The organism is Microbacterium sp. EST19A, assembly GCF_019969685.1.
GTDB lineage: Bacteria > Actinomycetota > Actinomycetes > Actinomycetales > Microbacteriaceae > Microbacterium.
Genome location: NZ_JAHXYZ010000002.1, coordinates 479,874 through 495,561 on the forward strand (window position 1 = coordinate 479,874; position 15,688 = coordinate 495,561).

17 protein-coding genes are annotated in these 15,688 nt (G+C 70.0%); 8 read left to right on the forward strand and 9 right to left on the reverse strand.

Going from position 1 to position 15,688, the window contains the following annotated elements:
• Positions 1-47 precede the first annotated feature (47 nt).
• The 5 genes from LC452_RS12365 to LC452_RS12385 are packed head-to-tail and all read left to right on the forward strand — an operon-like array spanning position 48 to position 4,984.
• The gene (locus LC452_RS12365) at positions 48-1,568 is read left to right on the forward strand and encodes an ABC transporter substrate-binding protein (protein WP_223625745.1); all 1,521 of its coding nucleotides are present in this window, start codon (positions 48-50) and stop codon (positions 1,566-1,568) included.
• Positions 1,569-1,585: 17 nt separating this feature from the next.
• Entirely contained in the window at positions 1,586-2,536 is a 951-nt protein-coding gene (locus tag LC452_RS12370) for an ABC transporter permease (protein WP_223625748.1), read from the forward strand.
• Positions 2,533-3,402 (forward strand): ABC transporter permease, encoded by an 870-nt coding sequence (locus LC452_RS12375; RefSeq protein WP_223625750.1) that lies wholly within the window; start codon positions 2,533-2,535, stop codon positions 3,400-3,402. The genes LC452_RS12370 and LC452_RS12375 overlap by 4 nt, the downstream gene beginning before the upstream one ends.
• On the forward strand, positions 3,399-4,190 hold the full coding sequence (locus tag LC452_RS12380; RefSeq protein WP_223625753.1) for an ABC transporter ATP-binding protein: 792 nt from the start codon (positions 3,399-3,401) through the stop codon (positions 4,188-4,190). The genes LC452_RS12375 and LC452_RS12380 overlap by 4 nt, the downstream gene beginning before the upstream one ends.
• The gene (locus LC452_RS12385) at positions 4,187-4,984 is read left to right on the forward strand and encodes an ABC transporter ATP-binding protein (protein ID WP_223625756.1); all 798 of its coding nucleotides are present in this window, start codon (positions 4,187-4,189) and stop codon (positions 4,982-4,984) included. The genes LC452_RS12380 and LC452_RS12385 overlap by 4 nt, the downstream gene beginning before the upstream one ends.
• Positions 4,985-5,012: 28 nt before the next feature.
• Here the strand turns inward: LC452_RS12385 and LC452_RS12390 are convergent, their stop codons facing one another.
• Genes LC452_RS12390 through LC452_RS12400 form a run of 3 tightly spaced genes read right to left on the reverse strand, consistent with a single transcriptional unit; the run spans position 5,013 to position 7,133 of the window.
• Complete coding sequence (locus LC452_RS12390; RefSeq protein ID WP_223625757.1) at positions 5,013-5,630, reverse strand: GNAT family N-acetyltransferase; 618 nt, start codon at positions 5,628-5,630, stop codon at positions 5,013-5,015.
• A gap of 4 nt (positions 5,631-5,634) precedes the next feature.
• The gene (locus LC452_RS12395; protein ID WP_223625760.1) at positions 5,635-6,348 is read right to left on the reverse strand and encodes a uracil-DNA glycosylase; all 714 of its coding nucleotides are present in this window, start codon (positions 6,346-6,348) and stop codon (positions 5,635-5,637) included.
• 2 nt (positions 6,349-6,350) lie between these two features.
• Positions 6,351-7,133: an SDR family oxidoreductase gene (locus LC452_RS12400; protein WP_223625762.1), complete on the reverse strand. Its 783-nt coding sequence runs from the start codon at positions 7,131-7,133 to the stop codon at positions 6,351-6,353.
• A gap of 148 nt (positions 7,134-7,281) precedes the next feature.
• Between LC452_RS12400 and LC452_RS12405 the strand changes: the two genes are divergently transcribed.
• From LC452_RS12405 to LC452_RS12415, 3 genes are all read left to right on the forward strand, one after another.
• A complete protein-coding gene (locus LC452_RS12405) occupies positions 7,282-8,604 on the forward strand; it encodes a bifunctional o-acetylhomoserine/o-acetylserine sulfhydrylase (protein WP_223625765.1) in 1,323 nt (440 codons plus the stop codon).
• Between the two features lie 206 nt (positions 8,605-8,810).
• Positions 8,811-9,707, forward strand: a complete 897-nt coding sequence (locus tag LC452_RS12410) for an endonuclease/exonuclease/phosphatase family protein (RefSeq protein ID WP_223625768.1) — start codon at positions 8,811-8,813, stop codon at positions 9,705-9,707.
• Positions 9,708-9,747: 40 nt separating this feature from the next.
• A complete protein-coding gene (locus tag LC452_RS12415) occupies positions 9,748-10,953 on the forward strand; it encodes a homoserine O-acetyltransferase (protein WP_223625772.1) in 1,206 nt (401 codons plus the stop codon).
• A gap of 10 nt (positions 10,954-10,963) precedes the next feature.
• On the opposite strand, the gene LC452_RS12420 is transcribed toward LC452_RS12415, so the two are convergent.
• From LC452_RS12420 to LC452_RS12445, 6 genes are read right to left on the reverse strand one after another with little or no spacing between them, the layout of a single operon-like run.
• Positions 10,964-11,575, reverse strand: coding sequence for an NUDIX domain-containing protein (locus tag LC452_RS12420; RefSeq protein ID WP_223625775.1), 612 nt, complete (start codon positions 11,573-11,575; stop codon positions 10,964-10,966).
• 9 nt (positions 11,576-11,584) lie between these two features.
• Positions 11,585-12,814: an MFS transporter gene (locus tag LC452_RS12425; protein WP_223625777.1), complete on the reverse strand. Its 1,230-nt coding sequence runs from the start codon at positions 12,812-12,814 to the stop codon at positions 11,585-11,587.
• Between the two features lie 4 nt (positions 12,815-12,818).
• Positions 12,819-13,295, reverse strand: coding sequence for a GNAT family N-acetyltransferase (locus tag LC452_RS12430; protein WP_223625780.1), 477 nt, complete (start codon positions 13,293-13,295; stop codon positions 12,819-12,821).
• On the reverse strand, positions 13,288-13,617 hold the full coding sequence (locus LC452_RS12435) for a thiamine-binding protein (protein ID WP_223627648.1): 330 nt from the start codon (positions 13,615-13,617) through the stop codon (positions 13,288-13,290). The genes LC452_RS12430 and LC452_RS12435 overlap by 8 nt, the downstream gene beginning before the upstream one ends.
• 2 nt (positions 13,618-13,619) lie before the next feature.
• Entirely contained in the window at positions 13,620-14,858 is a 1,239-nt protein-coding gene (locus tag LC452_RS12440) for a hypothetical protein (protein ID WP_223625781.1), read from the reverse strand.
• On the reverse strand, positions 14,855-15,688 hold the full coding sequence (locus LC452_RS12445; protein WP_223625784.1) for an ADP/ATP-dependent (S)-NAD(P)H-hydrate dehydratase: 834 nt from the start codon (positions 15,686-15,688) through the stop codon (positions 14,855-14,857). The genes LC452_RS12440 and LC452_RS12445 overlap by 4 nt, the downstream gene beginning before the upstream one ends.

Consider the following 15,688-nt stretch of genomic DNA (forward strand, 5'->3'; position numbering starts at 1 on the left):
TCGATCCAACGGCACACAGCAACTGCCGCACCGAGAGGAAACGCCTTATGTTCCGACGCACCCGACGTCTCGCGCTGATCTCCGCTCTCGCGGCCACGGCCGTGATCCTCAGCGCCTGCTCCGGCACCCCTGCGCAGGAGCCGTCCGCGTCTCCCGGCAAGCCCGACCCCGACGCGACCCTGCACGTCGGCCTGGTCCTCGAGCCGACCAACCTCGACATCCGGCACACCAGCGGTGCCGCGCTCGAGCAGGTCCTCATCGACAACATCTATGAGGGCCTCGTGACCCGCACGCAGGACAACGAGATCGAGGGTCGGATCGCCTCCGACTACGAGGTGTCCGACGACGGACTCACCTACACCTTCACGCTCAACGACGGCGTCCTCTTCCACGACGGCACCCCGCTCACGTCCGCCGACGTCGTCGCCTCCTACGAGGCGGTCCGCACCGACGCCACGATCCAGGGCAACGCCGAGTTCGCGTCGGTGGCATCCATCACCGCGCCGGATGCGACGACCGTCGAGATCGTCCTCTCTGCGCCGAACCAGAACTTCCTGTTCGCGCTCACGGGTCCTGCCGGCCTCGTCTTCAAGTCGGGCGACACGACCGACCTCAAGACGGCGGAGAACGGCACCGGCCCGTTCACCCTCACGCGCTGGAACAAGGGCAGCACCATCACGTTCGCGCGCAACGACGACTACTGGGGCGAGAAGGCCGGCGTGGCCGAGGTCGAGTTCCAGTACATCCCCGACTTCACGGCCGGCGTCAACGCCGCGCTCGCGGGCGATGTCGACGTGCTGACGGCGGTCGATCCCAACCTCGCCTCGCAGCTCGAGGACTCCGGCGACTTCACGCTCACGAAGGGCCGCACCACCGACAAGGCGACGCTGGCCTTCAACAACAAGAAGGCTCCCCTCGACGACGTCCGCGTGCGAGAGGCCCTGCGCCTGGCCATCGACCATGAGGCGCTGATCGAGGCGGTCGGCGCCGGCACCACGCTGTACGGGCCGATCCCCGAGCTCGACCCGGGCTACGAAGACCTCTCCGACGTGATCTCCTACGACCCGGAGAAGGCCAAGGAGCTCCTCGCCGAAGCCGGCCAGGAGGACCTCGAGCTCACTCTCACCATCCCGAGCTTCTACGGGACGACGGTGCCGAAGGTGCTGATCTCGGACTTCGCCAAGGTCGGCGTCACGCTCGAGGTCGACTCGGTCGAGTTCCCGGCCTGGCTGGAAGACGTGTACACGAACCACGACTACGACCTCAGCTTCGTGCTGCACGTCGAGCCGCGCGACTTCGGCAACTTCGCCAACCCCGACTACTACTTCGGCTACGACAACGCCGAGGTGCAGGATCTCTACGAGCAGGCGCAGGCCGAGGTCGACCCCGACAAGTCCGCCGAGCTGCTCGCGCAGGCCGCGCGGATCGTGTCGGAGGATCACGCCGCGGACTGGCTGTACAACGGCGAGACCATCACGGCCGTGAGCCCGATCGTCGCGGGCTTCCCCGAGGACTCGATCAACTCGCGCATCAACCTCGCGGGCGTGACCGTCTCGCCGGAGAAGTAAGCCGCGGTTCACTCTCCGTGCTCCGCTACGCGCTCGTCCGAGGAGCCCTGCTCGTCGCAGGGCTCCTCGTGTCGAGCGTGCTGATCTTCCTCACGCTGCGGGTCTTCCCCGGCGACGTCGCCCAGCTGATCGCCGGCACCCAGGCCTCCCCCGCCGAGGTCGACGCCCTCCGCGAGTCGCTCGGGCTGAACCGTCCGCTCCTCGCGCAGTACACCGACTGGATCGGCGGCATCTTCCGGGGCGATCTCGGCACCTCGTTGCTCTCCGGAGCCTCGGTCGGCGAAGAGCTGTTCCTCAAGGCGCAGGTCACCGTGCCGCTGGGGATCATGTCGCTCCTCATCGCGGTCCTCATCGCGGTGCCGTTCGGCATCCTCGCCGCTCTCCTCCGTGGACGGCGCGGCGGAACGGCGCTCAGTGTCGGCGCGCAGACGCTCGCCGCCGTCCCCGTGGTCTGGGCGGGCATGATGCTGATCGTGGTCTTCTCGGTCTGGCTCGGATGGCTGCCGCCGCAGGGATTCCCGCGCACCGGCTGGTCGACGCCGGAAAAGGCCATCGAGGCACTCCTGCTGCCCGCCCTCACGATCGGGATCGTCGAGGGCGCGATGCTCATGCGCTTCGTCCGCAGCGCCACGCTGCAGGCGGCCGGTCAGGACTTCGTGCGCACCGCCGCCGCGAAGGGGCTGACGCGCACGCGGGCACTGATCCAGCACGGCATCCCGGCGGTCGGACTCTCGATCATCACCGTGCTGGGGCTGCAGGTCGCCGGGATCATCGTCGGCTCCGTGGTCATCGAGCAGCTGTTCACACTCCCCGGCATCGGACGGATGCTGGTCGCCGACGTCGGCACCCGTGACCTGATCAAGGTGCAGAGCGAACTGCTCGTGCTCACCGGCTTCGTGCTCGTGATCGGCTTCCTGGTCGATCTGCTGCACCGGGCGATCGACCCGCGACAGCGGGAGGCCGCATGACCGCCCGCTGGCTCTCGAGACTGTGGAGCACCGCCACCGGGTGCTTCGGACTCATCGTCGTCGCGGTGATCGCGGTGACCGTGATCGTGTCGTCCTTCTGGACGCCGTTCGATCCGCAGTCGTCCGACATCGGCGATCGCTGGCTCCCGCCCAGCTGGCCGCATCTGCTGGGCACGGACGACACGGGCCGCGACATCCTCAGCCTGATCATGGCCGGCGCGAGGACGACCGTGTTCGTCAGCGTCGGGGCGGGTGTCGTCGCGACCGTCATCGGCATCGTCCTCGCCGCGCTCGGCGCGCTCACGACCCGCTGGGTGCGCGAGACGGTCGCCGTGTTCGTCGACATCCTCATCGCCTTCCCGGTGCTGCTGATCGCGATGATGATCTCCTCGGTGTGGGGCGGATCGCTCTGGGTCGTCATCTGGGCGGTCGGCATCGGCTTCGGCGTCAACATCGCCCGCGTCACGCGCCCGGAGCTGCGCCGCGTGCAGCAGAGCGACTTCGTTCTCGCCGCCCGCGCCTCCGGCCTCACGTCGGGCCAGAGCCTGGTGCGCCATCTGCTGCCGAACGTCGCGCCCGTGTTCATCGTGCAGCTCTCGTGGTCGATGGCCGTGGCCGTGCTCGCAGAAGCCGGCCTGTCGTACCTCGGCTTCGGCGCCTCGGTGGTCGAGCCGAGCTGGGGCATCCTGCTCGCCGACCTGCAGCGCTACATCGGCGTGCACCCGCTGTCGGTGATCTGGCCGGGACTCGCCATCACGATCACCGTCCTCGCCCTGAATCTCCTCGGTGACGGGCTGCGTGAAGCCACGGATCCGACGCTGCGGCACCGTGCCGCGGAGATCCACACCCCGGCGGTGGTCGCATGACTCTCGCGGTCGAGAACCTGGTCGTCGAGATCGACGGCCGTCGCGTGGTGGACGGCATCTCGTTCGAGGTGCCGGACGGCTCGCGTCTCGGACTGATCGGAGAATCGGGTTCCGGCAAGTCGCTCACCGCCCTCGCCGTGCTCGGACTCCTCCCCGACGGGGCCACCGCGAGCGGCAGCATCCGCTGGAACGGCACCGAGCTGATCGGCATGCCCGATCGCGAGCTCGCGAAGCTCCGCGGCGATGACATCGGCATCGTCTTCCAGGAGCCGAGGACCGCCCTGAACCCGATCCGCACGGTCGGACGGCAGATCGCGGAATCCATCCGCATCCATGAGAAGGTCAGCCGCCGGGAGGCTCGCGAACGCGCGATCGCGGAGGCCGCGCGCGTGCGACTGCCCGACCCCGAATCGATCGTCGACCGGTACCCGCATCAGCTCTCCGGCGGGCAGCGGCAGCGCGTCGCGATCGCGATGGCTCTCGCGTGCCGCCCCCGACTGTTGATCGCCGACGAGCCGACCACCGCGCTCGACGTCACGATCCAGTCCGAGATCCTCTCCCTGCTGCTGTCGCTCGTGGCGGAGGAGGGCATGTCGCTCGTCTTCATCACCCACGACCTGGCCGTGCTCGCCCAGGTCGCCACCGAGGGTGTCGTGCTGGAGCACGGACGCGTGATCGAAGCCGCACCGGTCTCGACCCTGTTGACGGCTCCGACCTCGCCCGTCACACAGGGGCTGCTGCGTGATGCGACGGCGACGCTCTGGCGCCCGGATGGAGGCACCCCATGAGCCTCATCGAAGCACGAGGACTGAGCCGGGACTTCTTCGTCCCGAAGCGGTCGACGTTCGAGCGCAGCCGCACGCAGACCGCACTCGCGCCGACCGACCTCGACGTCGTCGAGAGCTCCTCGGTCGGCATCATCGGCGAATCCGGATCGGGCAAGTCCACGCTCATCCGCCTGCTGCTGGGACTCGACCGCCCGACGGATGGAACGGTCAGCGTGGACGGACGGAGGGTGGATGCCGCGGCATCCGCCAAGAGTCTGCATTGGCTCCGTCGCGAGACGGGGCTGGTCTTCCAGGACCCGTATGCGTCACTCGATCCGCGGATGTCGGCCGGACAGATCGTGCGCGAGCCGCTGTGGGCGCTCGACATCGAGGGCGACCACCGTGCCCGGGTCCGTGAGGTGCTGGAGCAGGTCGGGCTCGAGCCCGACATGGCCGACCGCTACCCGCACGAGTTCTCCGGCGGACAGCGGCAGCGGATCGCCCTCGCCCGCGCGATCGTGCATCGTCCTCGCATCCTGGTCGGCGACGAGCCCCTGTCGGCGCTCGACGTGACGGTGCGCGCGCAGATCCTCGAACTGCTGATGGAGCTGCGGCGCACGACCGAGCTCACGCTGCTCCTCGTCTCGCACGACATCGGCGTCGTGCAGAACCTCTGCGACACGGTCGTCGTGATGAAGGACGGCCACATCGTCGAGCGCGGGGCGACGACCGACGTGCTCCTGCACCCCCAGCACGACTACACGAAGACGCTGCTGTCGGCGATCCCGGTCATCCCGCACTCCCCCGGTCGTTGAGCGGGCTTCAGCGAGACGGAACGCGCTCTCAGCGCTTCGCCCCGAACAGGCTCCCCCGCCGCCGTCCCACCGGCTTGAGCACCCGACGCATGTACACGGTCCCGAGGTCGCGGCCGAACTTGTAGCCCACGCGCCCCATGCGTCCTGCCTCGACGAAGCCCAGCTTCGCGTGCAGGCGGATCGAAGCCTCTGCCCCGCTGTCGCTGATGACCGCGACCATCTCGCGCAGCCCGATCTGCTCGCAGGCGTCGACGAGCGCCTGCAGGAGCGCCGCGCCGAGGCCCTTCCCTCCGGCGCCCGGCCCGAGGTAGATCGAGTCCTCCACGGTGTACCGGTAGGCGTTCTTGCCGGCCCACGGCTGAGCGAGCGCGTAGCCGATCACCTCACCGCCCGAGGAGACGGCGACGAGGAACGGCAGCTTCAGCTTCTCGAGCAGCGCGAATTTCTCCCGCCAGTAAGGGATGCTGCTGCGCCGCTCGTCGAGCGTCACCGCGGAGTTGCTCACGAAGTGGTTGTAGATCTCGCGGATGTGGGCGAGGTCGTTGGTGCGCGCGGCGCGGATCGTGTACGAGAACACCTCGGGCGCCGCCTCCGGACGCAGATGACGCGGCAGAACGCGGCGACGGTCCCCGGGCTCGAACTGCATGCGCTCAGCTTAGGGAGGAAGGCGCTTCGCCCTCCACCCTCCAGTCCACCGGATCCGCGCCGAGCTCTTCGAGCAGCGCGTTCGCCCGCGAGAACGGCTTCGAGCCGAAGAACCCTCGGCTGGCCGAGAGCGGCGACGGATGGGCGGAGGCGATGACGGGCGTGTCGCCCAGCATCGGCTGGAGGTTCGCGGCATCCCTCCCCCAGAGGATCGCGACGAGCGGCTGATCACGGGCCACGAGCGTTCTGATCGCGAGCTCCGTGACCGCCTCCCAGCCCCATCCGCGGTGGGATGCCGCGTTGCCGGGCTGCACGGTCAGCACCCTGTTGAGCAGCAGCACGCCCTGATCGCTCCACGCCGTCAGGTCGCCGTGCGGAGCGGGCGGGAGGCCGAGATCGCTCTCGCGCTCCTTGTAGATGTTCGCGAGGCTGCGCGGGAGCGGACGCACGTCGCGCTCCACGGCGAACGACAGTCCGATCGGATGCCCGGGCGTCGGGTACGGGTCCTGCCCGGTGATGAGCACCCGGACGTCGGCGAGCGGACGCTGGAACGCGCGGAGCACGTTGCCTCCGGCCGGCAGGTAGCCGCGGCCGGCGGCCTGTTCGGCACGCAACCGCTCACCCAGGGCGGTGATCTGCTCCTGCACGGGGGCGAGCGCTTCCGCCCACCCGGTGTCGATCTGCCCGTCCGCTGCGAGCTCGGCGAGGGTGCGGGCCATCGTCAGTCGATCGACCGCACGCGCAGCGGACCGCGAGCGAGCAGGTGCTGGGCGGACTGGGCGACCGGACGCATCGTGATCTGATCGAGGTTGACGTGCGCCGGCGACTCCAGCGCGTAGGCGATGACGTCGGCGACATCGCCCGCGACGAGCGGCGCCTCGACGCCGGAGTACACGGCCTCGGCAGCCACGGTGTCGCCGCCGAGACGGTTCAGCGTGAACTCCTCGGTGTGCACCATTCCCGGCGCGATCTCGACCACGCGGATCGGCTCCCCGTTCAGCTCCTGACGGAGAACCTTCACGAGCATGCTCTCGGCCGCCTTGGCGGCGTTGTAGCCCGCGCCGCCGGCGTAGGGCGTCAGTGCGGCGGTGGACGTGATGAAGATCGTGTCGGCGTGCCCGTCGGATGCCGCCGCGCGGCGCAACAGCGGAAGGAGCCCGGCCACGAGTCGCTGCGTCGCGAGCACGTTCGCGTCGAACATCCACTGCCAGTCGTCGATCGCCGCATCCTCGACGCGGTCGGTCCCCCGAGCTCCGCCTGCGACCTGGACGAGCGCGTGCACGGGCCCGGACTTCTCGAGTTCGGCGACGAGCGCGTCCACGGCGGCAGGGTCGGTGAGGTCGCAGGCGATCGCAGAGGCGCCCGTCTCCTCGGCGAGCGCCGTGAGCCGATCCTCGCGCCGTGCGACGCCGACGACGTCCCATCCGCGTCCGCGGAGCGTGCGCACCGTCGCCGCACCGATCCCCGAGCTCGCACCTGTCACCACTGCACGTCTGATAACCATGCCTCCACCGTACGATGTCCGCCCTGGATTTCGCGGTCCGGCACTGTTACGTCACATTTCCCATCCCCTGTTGACACGGCGCGATATTCCGTACTCTCGCTGCAACGGCATCCGCCATCCAGCCTTCAATCGTTTCCAGGGGGAACACATGTCCGCACCCGAGTCCTGGCGCTTCGAGACCAAGCAGATCCACTCGGGTGCCGCACCCGATCCGGTCACGAAGGCCCGCGCCACGCCGATCTACCAGACCACGTCGTACGTCTTCGACAGCGCGGACCACGCCGCCAACCTCTTCGCCCTCGCGGAGTTCGGCAACATCTACACGCGCATCCAGAACCCGACGCAGGACGTGCTCGAGCAGCGCCTCGCCGCGCTCGAGGGCGGCACCGGCGCCCTGGTCCTCGCCAGCGGGCAGGCCGCCTCGACCTTCGCGGTCCTGAACATCGCCGAGGCCGGCGACCACTTCGTGGCCTCCAGCTCGATCTACGGCGGCACCTACAACCTCTTCAAGTACACGCTCGCGAAGCTCGGCATCGAGGTCACGTTCGTCGAGAACCAGGACGACCCCGAGGAATGGCGTCGCGCGGTCCGCCCGAACACGAAGCTCTTCTTCGCGGAGACCATCGGCAACCCGCAGATCAACATCCTCGACATCCGCACCGTCGCCGACGTGGCGCACGAGAACGGTGTGCCGCTGATCGTCGACAACACGATCGCGACGCCGTACCTGATCCGTCCGTTCGAGTTCGGCGCCGACATCGTCGTGCACTCCGTCACGAAGTTCCTCGGCGGCCACGGCACGACCATCGGCGGCGTGATCATCGACGGCGGCAAGTTCGAATGGTCGAAGAACGTCGACAAGTTCCCGGGGCTCACCGTTCCGGACCCCTCGTACCACGGCGCGAGCTACACCGCTGCGGTCGGCGACCCGCTCGCCTACATCATCAAGGCGCGCGTGCAGCTGCTGCGCGACCTCGGCTCGGCCATCGCACCGCAGAGCGCCTGGAACCTCATCCAGGGCGTCGAGACGCTGTCTCTGCGCATCGAGCGTCACGTGCAGAACGCGCAGGAGATCGCCGAATGGCTCGACAGCCGTGACGACGTCGCGACGGTCAACTACTCGGGCCTCCCCTCCTCGCCGTGGTACGCCAAGGCGAACGAGTACGCACCCAAGGGCGTCGGCGCCGTGCTGTCGTTCGAGCTGAAGGGCGGCGTGGAGGCCGGTCGCGAGTTCGTCAACAGCCTGTCGCTGTTCAGCCACCTCGCCAACATCGGCGACGTGCGCTCGCTCGTCATCCACCCGGCGTCCACCACGCACGCCCAGCTCACCCCCGAGCAGCAGCTCACGGCCGGCGTCACGCCGGGCCTGGTCCGCCTCTCGGTGGGCATCGAGAACGTCGACGACCTGAAGGCCGACCTCGACGAGGCTCTCGCCGCGGCGCGCCGCGTGTCGGAGGCTGCTCGCGCCTGACCTCCCGTCGGAGAAGGAAGTGCCCCGGGCCGTGGCTCGGGGCACTTCTGCGTGTATCGCCGCTGCATACGGGGATCGCACAGCAGACCCGGCCAGAATGGAGGGTCCTGCCCGAGGAGCCTCCGATCGACGTCATCCAGCAACGACCGCCCAGCCCGCGACCGGCGTCGCGGCGCTCACGCGCGCGCTCGGGACGGGTCCTCGCAGTGTCCGCTCTGCTCCTGCTGGTTCTCGCCATCGGCACCTGGGTGCCCGGATTCGTCGGAACGGCCGCGGCCGCCATCCTGCCCTGGTGCGGACTAGCCCTCGCGCTCGTCGCCGTGCTCGCGCTCTTCCTCGCGCGCCGCGTGCTGCTCGTCGTCCTGATCCCCGCGCTCGTCTGGGCGCTCGCGATCTTCCCGTCGCTCCCGGGGCTCGGAACGGCGCCGTCCGCGGATGCCGCGCCGCTGACCATCGTGAGCCAGAACGTGCGCGCGCACTCCGGAGGCGCCGCGGCATCGGCGGCCGAGCTCGCGGACGACGGTGCGGATGTCATCGCTCTCACCGAACTCGACGCCGACAGCCTGACGACCGCTCGCGACGCCCTCGCAGAGGAGTACCCGCACTCGTACGCGATCGGGACGGTCGGCGTCTGGAGCCGCTTCCCGATCGCGAACGCCCAGCCGCTGACTCTCGGACTCGACTGGAAACGAGCGCTCCGGGTGGAAGTGCAGACTCCGGATGCCGCCGTCGCGGTCTACGTCATGCACGCCGCCTCCGTGCGGCCGGGGCATCAGCAGGACCGCGACACGATGCTGTCCGGCATCGCCGAGGCGGCAGCATCCGATCCCGCCTCGGCGATCATCGTTGTCGGCGACTTCAACGCCGCCTCCGCAGACCCGGCCCTCGGCGCCATCCGCTCCGAGATGGACTGGGTGCGGCCCACCGACGGCACCCTCGGGATGACCTGGCCTGCCGCCCTGCCCCTCGCGCGCATCGACCAGGTGTTCGTGCGCGGCCTCGACGTGCAGAGCTCCACGACGCAGCGCGCGGGCAACAGCGACCATCTCGCGACCGTGACGAGTGTCAGCGTGCGCGGCGGCGAATCCGACCCGGCACCGTAACGTTCGCCGGGCAGGCGCCCCGCCACGCGAGAATGGAAGCATGGACTGGCAGACGACCTCCGAGGACACGGTGCCCTCCGCGCCCGTGACGGAGGCGGACGTGCGTCTGCTCCGAGCACGTCCTCCGGCGACCGGCGCCTGGCGCGACGGAGACCCGGTCGGCGGTCGCCGCTTCGGGAGTTTCGGCGCCTTCACGACCGAGAGCGGTGCGGTTCTCCCCGGCATCCGCCTCGCCTACGAGACGTGGGGCGAGCTCAACGACGCCCGCGACAACGCCGTCCTCGTGCTGCATGCCCTCACCGGCGACAGCCATGTGCGCGGTGCGGCCGGTGCCGGCCATGCGACAGCCGGCTGGTGGGAAGACGTCACCGGACCCGGTGCGCCCCTCGACACCGACCGCTGGTTCGTCATCGCGCCGAACATGCTGGGCGGATGCCAGGGGTCCACGGGACCGGCCAGCGTGGCGCCCACCGGCTACGAATGGGCCTCCCGCTTCCCCTACCTCACGATCCGCGATCAGGTGGCGGCGCAGGTGCGCCTCGCCGACGGGCTGGGAATCGACCGGTGGGCCGCCGTCGTCGGAGGCTCGATGGGCGGCATGCACGCTCTGGAGTGGGCGATCACCCATCCGGAGCGCGTCGAGCGACTCGCCGTGCTCTCCTCGCCCCCGGTGACGACCGCCGACCAGATCGCGCTCAACACGGTGCAGCTGGAGGCGATCCGGATGGATCCGCGCTTCCAGGGCGGCGAGTACTACGACCTCGCCGACGGGGACGGTCCGCATCGCGGCCTCGCCCTGGCCCGGCGGATGGCTCTGCTGAACTACCGCAGCCCGATCGAGCTCAACCAGCGGTTCCAGCGCTCGTGGCAGTCCGGCGTCTCCCCGCTCGGACATGGCGGACGTTTCGCGGTCGAGTCGTATCTGGACTTCCACGGGAACAAGTTCACCCGCCGCTTCGACGCGAACAGCTACATCACGCTCGTCGAGGCGATGAACTCGCACGACGTCGGGCGCGACCGCGGCGGCGTCGAAGAGGCCCTGCGCGCCGTCACGGCCAAGACCCTCGTCCTCGGCATCGACAGCGACCGCCTGTTCCCCGTCGACGGGCAGCAGCGCATCGCCCGGAGCATCCCGAACGTCGTCGGCGGCGAGGCCGTCGTGCTCACCAGCGACTTCGGCCATGACGGCTTCCTGATCGAGACCGAGGCCGTCGGCGCACACCTCCGGCAGCTGCTCGACAGCTGAGCCGCGGGACTCAGCTCGGCACGAACCGCCAGGGCAGCGCTCCGGCCTCCAGCCGCCCCTGTTCCCACGCGAACGCCCGCCCCGCAGCGGTGTCGAGCACGCGGGTCTGGAAGAGCTGCGCCGCGCCTGCGGATGACAGCGCCGCCTCGGCGTCGACGAACGCGGAGAGCTGGTGCAGTGTCAGCCACGTGGGAGGGAACAGCGTCCACTCTCCAGCGGCATGGCGCGCGAGCGCCTCGGCGGGAGTCACCCAGGCGATCTCCGCCACCTCATCTTCCGACGGCACGGGAACCTGATCCGGAGCCTTCGCGAGGAAGAACCAGGTGCGGATGCGGGTGGGCGCCTCGGCCGGCGGCCGCCACTCCGAGAGGAGCACCAGGTCATCGATCGTGAGGCCGACCTCTTCCTGCGTCTCACGGATGCCGGCCCGCAGCGCATCGTCGCTCTCCGACTCACCGACCCGCCGATCGGCCGGTTCGACCTTGCCGCCGGGGAACACCCAGGCGCCGGCGAAGGATCCGCGATCGGGGCGACGGATGAGCAGCACCTCGAAGCCGATGTCGGCGGAGCGCAACAGCACGGCCGTTCCCGCGACGGGCAGGGAGTCTTCGGGAGAAGTCACCCCGACACTCTACGGCGCGACGAGGTCCGGGACGACGGCCCGACGTGCTTCGAGCCGGAACGACAGCAGGGCGATGAGCAGGCCGGCCACGGCGAGCACGGCTCCGGTCCACGCGGGAGCCGTGAATCCCCAGCCGACGGCGATGACGACGCCGCCGAGGAACGCACCGAGACTGTTCCCGATGTTGAGCGCCGAGTGGTTCATCGCCGCGGCGATCGACTGGTTGTCGCCGGCGACGTCCATCAACCGGGTCTGGATGGTCGGGCTGAGGACCGACGAGACGAAGCCGACGATGAGCACCATCAGGCAGAGGCTCACGATCCAGAACGACAGCACCGCCGTCAGGGCGAACGCGCCGGCCATGACGGCGAGGCCGATCAGCAGCGTGCGACGCAGATCGATGTCGGCCAGGTGTCCGCCCACCAGGTTGCCCGCCGTCATCCCGATGCCCATCAGCACGAGCACGATCGGCACGGCCCACTCCGGCGACCCCGCGACGTCGGTGACGACCGGGGCGATGTAGCTGTAGACGGCGAAGAACCCGCCGAAGCCGATGGCGCCCACACCGAGCGTGAACCAGACCTGCGGGATGCGGAAGACGCCGAGCTCCTGGCGCATGGTGCGTCCGGGCGACCCGGGGTGCGCGGGCACGAAGAGGGCGATGCACAGCGTCGCCAGTGCGAAGACGAGGGCCACGACGGCGAAGGCCGCGCGCCAGCCCCACTGCTGTCCGAGGAACGTGCCGAGGGGCACGCCCACCACGTTGGCGACCGTGAGCCCCGTGAGGATGAACGCGACGCCCTTCGCCCGGTTGCCCGGACCCATCACGTCGGCCGCGACCAGCGCACCGATGCCGAAGTACGCGCCGTGCGGGAGGCCTGCGAGGAAGCGTGAGGCACCGACGAGCTCGAACGTCGGCAGCACGACGGTGAGCGCGTTGAACACGGTCAGGGCGAGCGCCAGCACGATCATGACCCGGTGACGGGGGAACCGCGCGACGAAGCCCGCGATGGTCGGCGCGCCGATGACGACGCCGAGCGCGTACAGGGAGATCAGCCAGCCGGCCTGGCTCAGCGCATCCTCCGGACTGGAGGACCAGAGGGTGGGCAGCAGGTCGCCGGCGATGTCGGGCAGCAGGCCCATGACGACGAACTCGGTCATGCCGATGCCGAAACTGCCGATGGCGAGGGAGAGGAGCGCCCTCTTCGCCGCACCCCTCGATTCAGTCGAGGGATTCACCGGTTCAGCTTAGCGGTCCGCGGAGCGTCGATCCGCTCGTCCGGTCGAGAATCATGAAGACATCGACCTCGTCCTCCCGCTCGACGACGAAGCCGTGACGCTCATAGAGGCGCCGTGCGGCACTCCCCTGCAGCACGTTGAGCCGATAGTGCACGTGGCCCTGCAGGGCCACGCGGAGGATGCGCCCGCCGATGCCGTGTCCTTGATGCGATCGAGCCAGATAGAAATGCTCGAGCCAGTGCGTGTCGTCCTGGCGGCGGATGGCGATCGAACCGACGTCCTCCGTGTCCACGACGATGATCCGGGTGACCGAGGGATCATAGGCATCGCGGAGCCGCTGCCGCACGCGGACGTCGTCGTAGCGCCCGAGACGCTCCAGGTCGTCGCGGAGCACGATCGCGCGAAGATCGGCGAGCCACTCCAGATCCGCGGCCACTGCGGGGCGGAGACTCACCTCCGCGTGAGCGTGACGGTCAGGCATCCGTCTCGTCGATCGCCGCCTCCAGCCGCTCGATCTTCGCGTCGAGCTCGCCCGAGTACCCGGGACGGATGTCGGCCTTGAGCACGAGCGAGACGCGCGAGCCGAACGGCATCACCGCTTCGGTCGCGCGCTTGACGACATCCATCACCGTGTCCCAGTCGGGGCCTTCGATCTCGGTGAACATGCTCGTGGTGCGGTGAGGCAGCCCGGACTCCCGCACGACGCGCACGGCCGCGGCCACCGCATCGTGCACGGAGTCGTCGGAGCGCGCGGCCCCATCGGCGGGGGTGCCGCTCGGGGCGACGGAGAAGGCGATCAGCATGTTCACTCCCTGATTTTGGACGGACGCTTCACGGGGACCCGCACGACGGCGCGGATGCCGACGGCGAGGAGGACGAGCAGCAGCACGTTGCGCAGCGTGAGGACGAGCACCGGCAGCAGCTCCGCGCGCAGCAGCGCGTCATAGCTCAGCGGATAGACGAGGCACGTCAGCGCGCACAGGGTGAGCACGAGCACCGCGGGCACCCGGGCTCTGAGACCGTCCAAGGCGATCCAGAGGATCACCGGCGCCATCAGCCAGGTCTGGAACTGCGGCGAGCCGACCTTGTTGGTCACGATCAGGACGACGACGAGCGTCAGGGCGAGCGGCGGGAAGAGCCGTGTGAAGGATGCTCCGCGCACTGTCTTCATGGCGCCGATCGCCGTGACCGCGAGCGCGGCCAGCACCATCAGCGGCATCAGGACCGCCGTGACGGCATCCGTCCCGACGCCGGTGATCTGGAACGTGAGGATCTCGAAGCTGTACTCGATCCGCGCGGCGCCGGCGACGGCGAGCCAGAGGAAGGGCGTCGCGGCCACGGCCTCGATCTGCAGGCCGCGCCCGGTCTGCTCGGTGAGGAAGCCGAAGATCTCCGTATCGGCTCCGAGCAGGAGCAGCACCACGACGACAGCGGCGGTGACCGCTGCGGCGGCGAGCAGCATCCGGATCCGTGCGCGACCCGCCACAACGGCGGCCAGCAGCAGAGCGCCGGGCCAGATCTTGATCCAGGCGCCGACCGTCAGCAGCGCGGCTGCGACGACGGGCCGCGACGCGAGCCAGAGCCCGCCGATAACGGCGAGCGGGACGGTGACCGCGTCGATGCGGTAGATCGCGATGGGCCCGAGCAGCAGCAGGGCCGCGCACCAGAACCAGGCGGCGACGCGGCGCGGACGCGAGGGCGCGCGTCCGACCAGCACGGCGAACGCGACCGCATCCAGGGCCGTGACGAGGAGCGCCCAGGCGACGAGGTAGGCGCCGGACACCCCCATCAGAGGCACGAGAGGCATGGACAGCCCCTTGGCGAGCAGCATCGGCACGAGGGCGAGCTGCGGGTACACCCAGGACTCGGTGACACCGACGATCGGCCCGCCTCCGAGGGCCGCCGACGCCCAGGGCTCGTAGACGAGGACGACGTCGCCCATGGGCTGACTCGGGTACACCCACCCCACGGCGGCCGTGACGAGATGCACGAGCAGGAAGACGCTCCAGAGCGCGACCAGGCGGGTCGTCCGGATCCGACTCACGCCAGGACGTCCGCGATCGCGAGCGGAAGGGCGTCGGCGACGTCCATCGCCACGATCGGATGCCCGGGGGCGCCGTCGAGCACACCGGCCGCGATCCGGGCGGCGTGGCCGTGCAGCCACGCGCCGGCGGCCGCGACCTCGGCCAAGGACTCCCCCGGGTTCGCTGCGGCCACCGCGCCGAGCACGCCGGCGAGCACGTCGCCGGTCCCTGCCGTCGACAGCCACCCGGTGCCCGCTTCCACGACGTGGACGGTTCCCGCGGGGTCGGCGATCAGCGTGCGGGCGCCCTTGAGCAGCACCGTGCCGCCGATCTTCGCCGCGATCTGCGCCGCGGCCTCTGCACGTCCGTCGTCCTCGGAGACGACGCGCAGGCGGTCGCTCAGCTTCGCGAACTCCCTGGCGTGCGGCGTCACGACGAACGGAGCGCGCGTGCCCGGTGCGAGATCCAGTGCTCCGGCGTCGATGATCACCGTCGCCGACCCCGAGAGGATGTCGCGCAGCGCCAGGGTCTCCGCGTCGCTGCGCTCCCCCGGGTCCGTTCCGGAGCCGATCACCCAGACGTCCGCGCGCGTGCCGCCGGCGTCCGGGCCTGCGACGGTCTCCGGGCGACGGGCGAGCACGGCATCCGCCACCCGCTGTGCTCCGACGAAACGCACGAAGCCCGCCCCGGCGCGCCATGCCGCCTCGACGCCGAGCACTGCCGCGCCGGGGTACGCGGGCGACCCGGTGCGCAGGGCGACGACGCCGCGGGAGTACTTGTCATCGTCCGGTGCGGGAGCGCGGAAGAACCGTGCGGTGTCGCCCCGTGACCATTCGCGCACCTCGACCAT

Excerpts from the sequence above, each read along its gene's own strand:
- LC452_RS12400 (WP_223625762.1), bottom strand. The coding sequence starts at position 7,133 with ATGGTTATCAGACGTGCAGTGGTGACAGGTGCGAGCTCGGGGATCGGT.
- LC452_RS12365 (WP_223625745.1), top strand. The coding sequence starts at position 48 with ATGTTCCGACGCACCCGACGTCTCGCGCTGATCTCCGCTCTCGCGGCC.
- LC452_RS12375 (WP_223625750.1), top strand. The coding sequence starts at position 2,533 with ATGACCGCCCGCTGGCTCTCGAGACTGTGGAGCACCGCCACCGGGTGC.
- LC452_RS12395 (WP_223625760.1), bottom strand. The coding sequence starts at position 6,348 with ATGGCCCGCACCCTCGCCGAGCTCGCAGCGGACGGGCAGATCGACACC.
- LC452_RS12380 (WP_223625753.1), top strand. The coding sequence starts at position 3,399 with ATGACTCTCGCGGTCGAGAACCTGGTCGTCGAGATCGACGGCCGTCGC.
- LC452_RS12430 (WP_223625780.1), bottom strand. The coding sequence starts at position 13,295 with ATGCCTGACCGTCACGCTCACGCGGAGGTGAGTCTCCGCCCCGCAGTG.
- LC452_RS12435 (WP_223627648.1), bottom strand. The coding sequence starts at position 13,617 with ATGCTGATCGCCTTCTCCGTCGCCCCGAGCGGCACCCCCGCCGATGGG.
- LC452_RS12445 (WP_223625784.1), bottom strand. The coding sequence starts at position 15,688 with ATGGTCGAGGTGCGCGAATGGTCACGGGGCGACACCGCACGGTTCTTC.
- LC452_RS12405 (WP_223625765.1), top strand. The coding sequence starts at position 7,282 with ATGTCCGCACCCGAGTCCTGGCGCTTCGAGACCAAGCAGATCCACTCG.
- LC452_RS12390 (WP_223625757.1), bottom strand. The coding sequence starts at position 5,630 with ATGCAGTTCGAGCCCGGGGACCGTCGCCGCGTTCTGCCGCGTCATCTG.
- LC452_RS12415 (WP_223625772.1), top strand. The coding sequence starts at position 9,748 with ATGGACTGGCAGACGACCTCCGAGGACACGGTGCCCTCCGCGCCCGTG.
- LC452_RS12385 (WP_223625756.1), top strand. The coding sequence starts at position 4,187 with ATGAGCCTCATCGAAGCACGAGGACTGAGCCGGGACTTCTTCGTCCCG.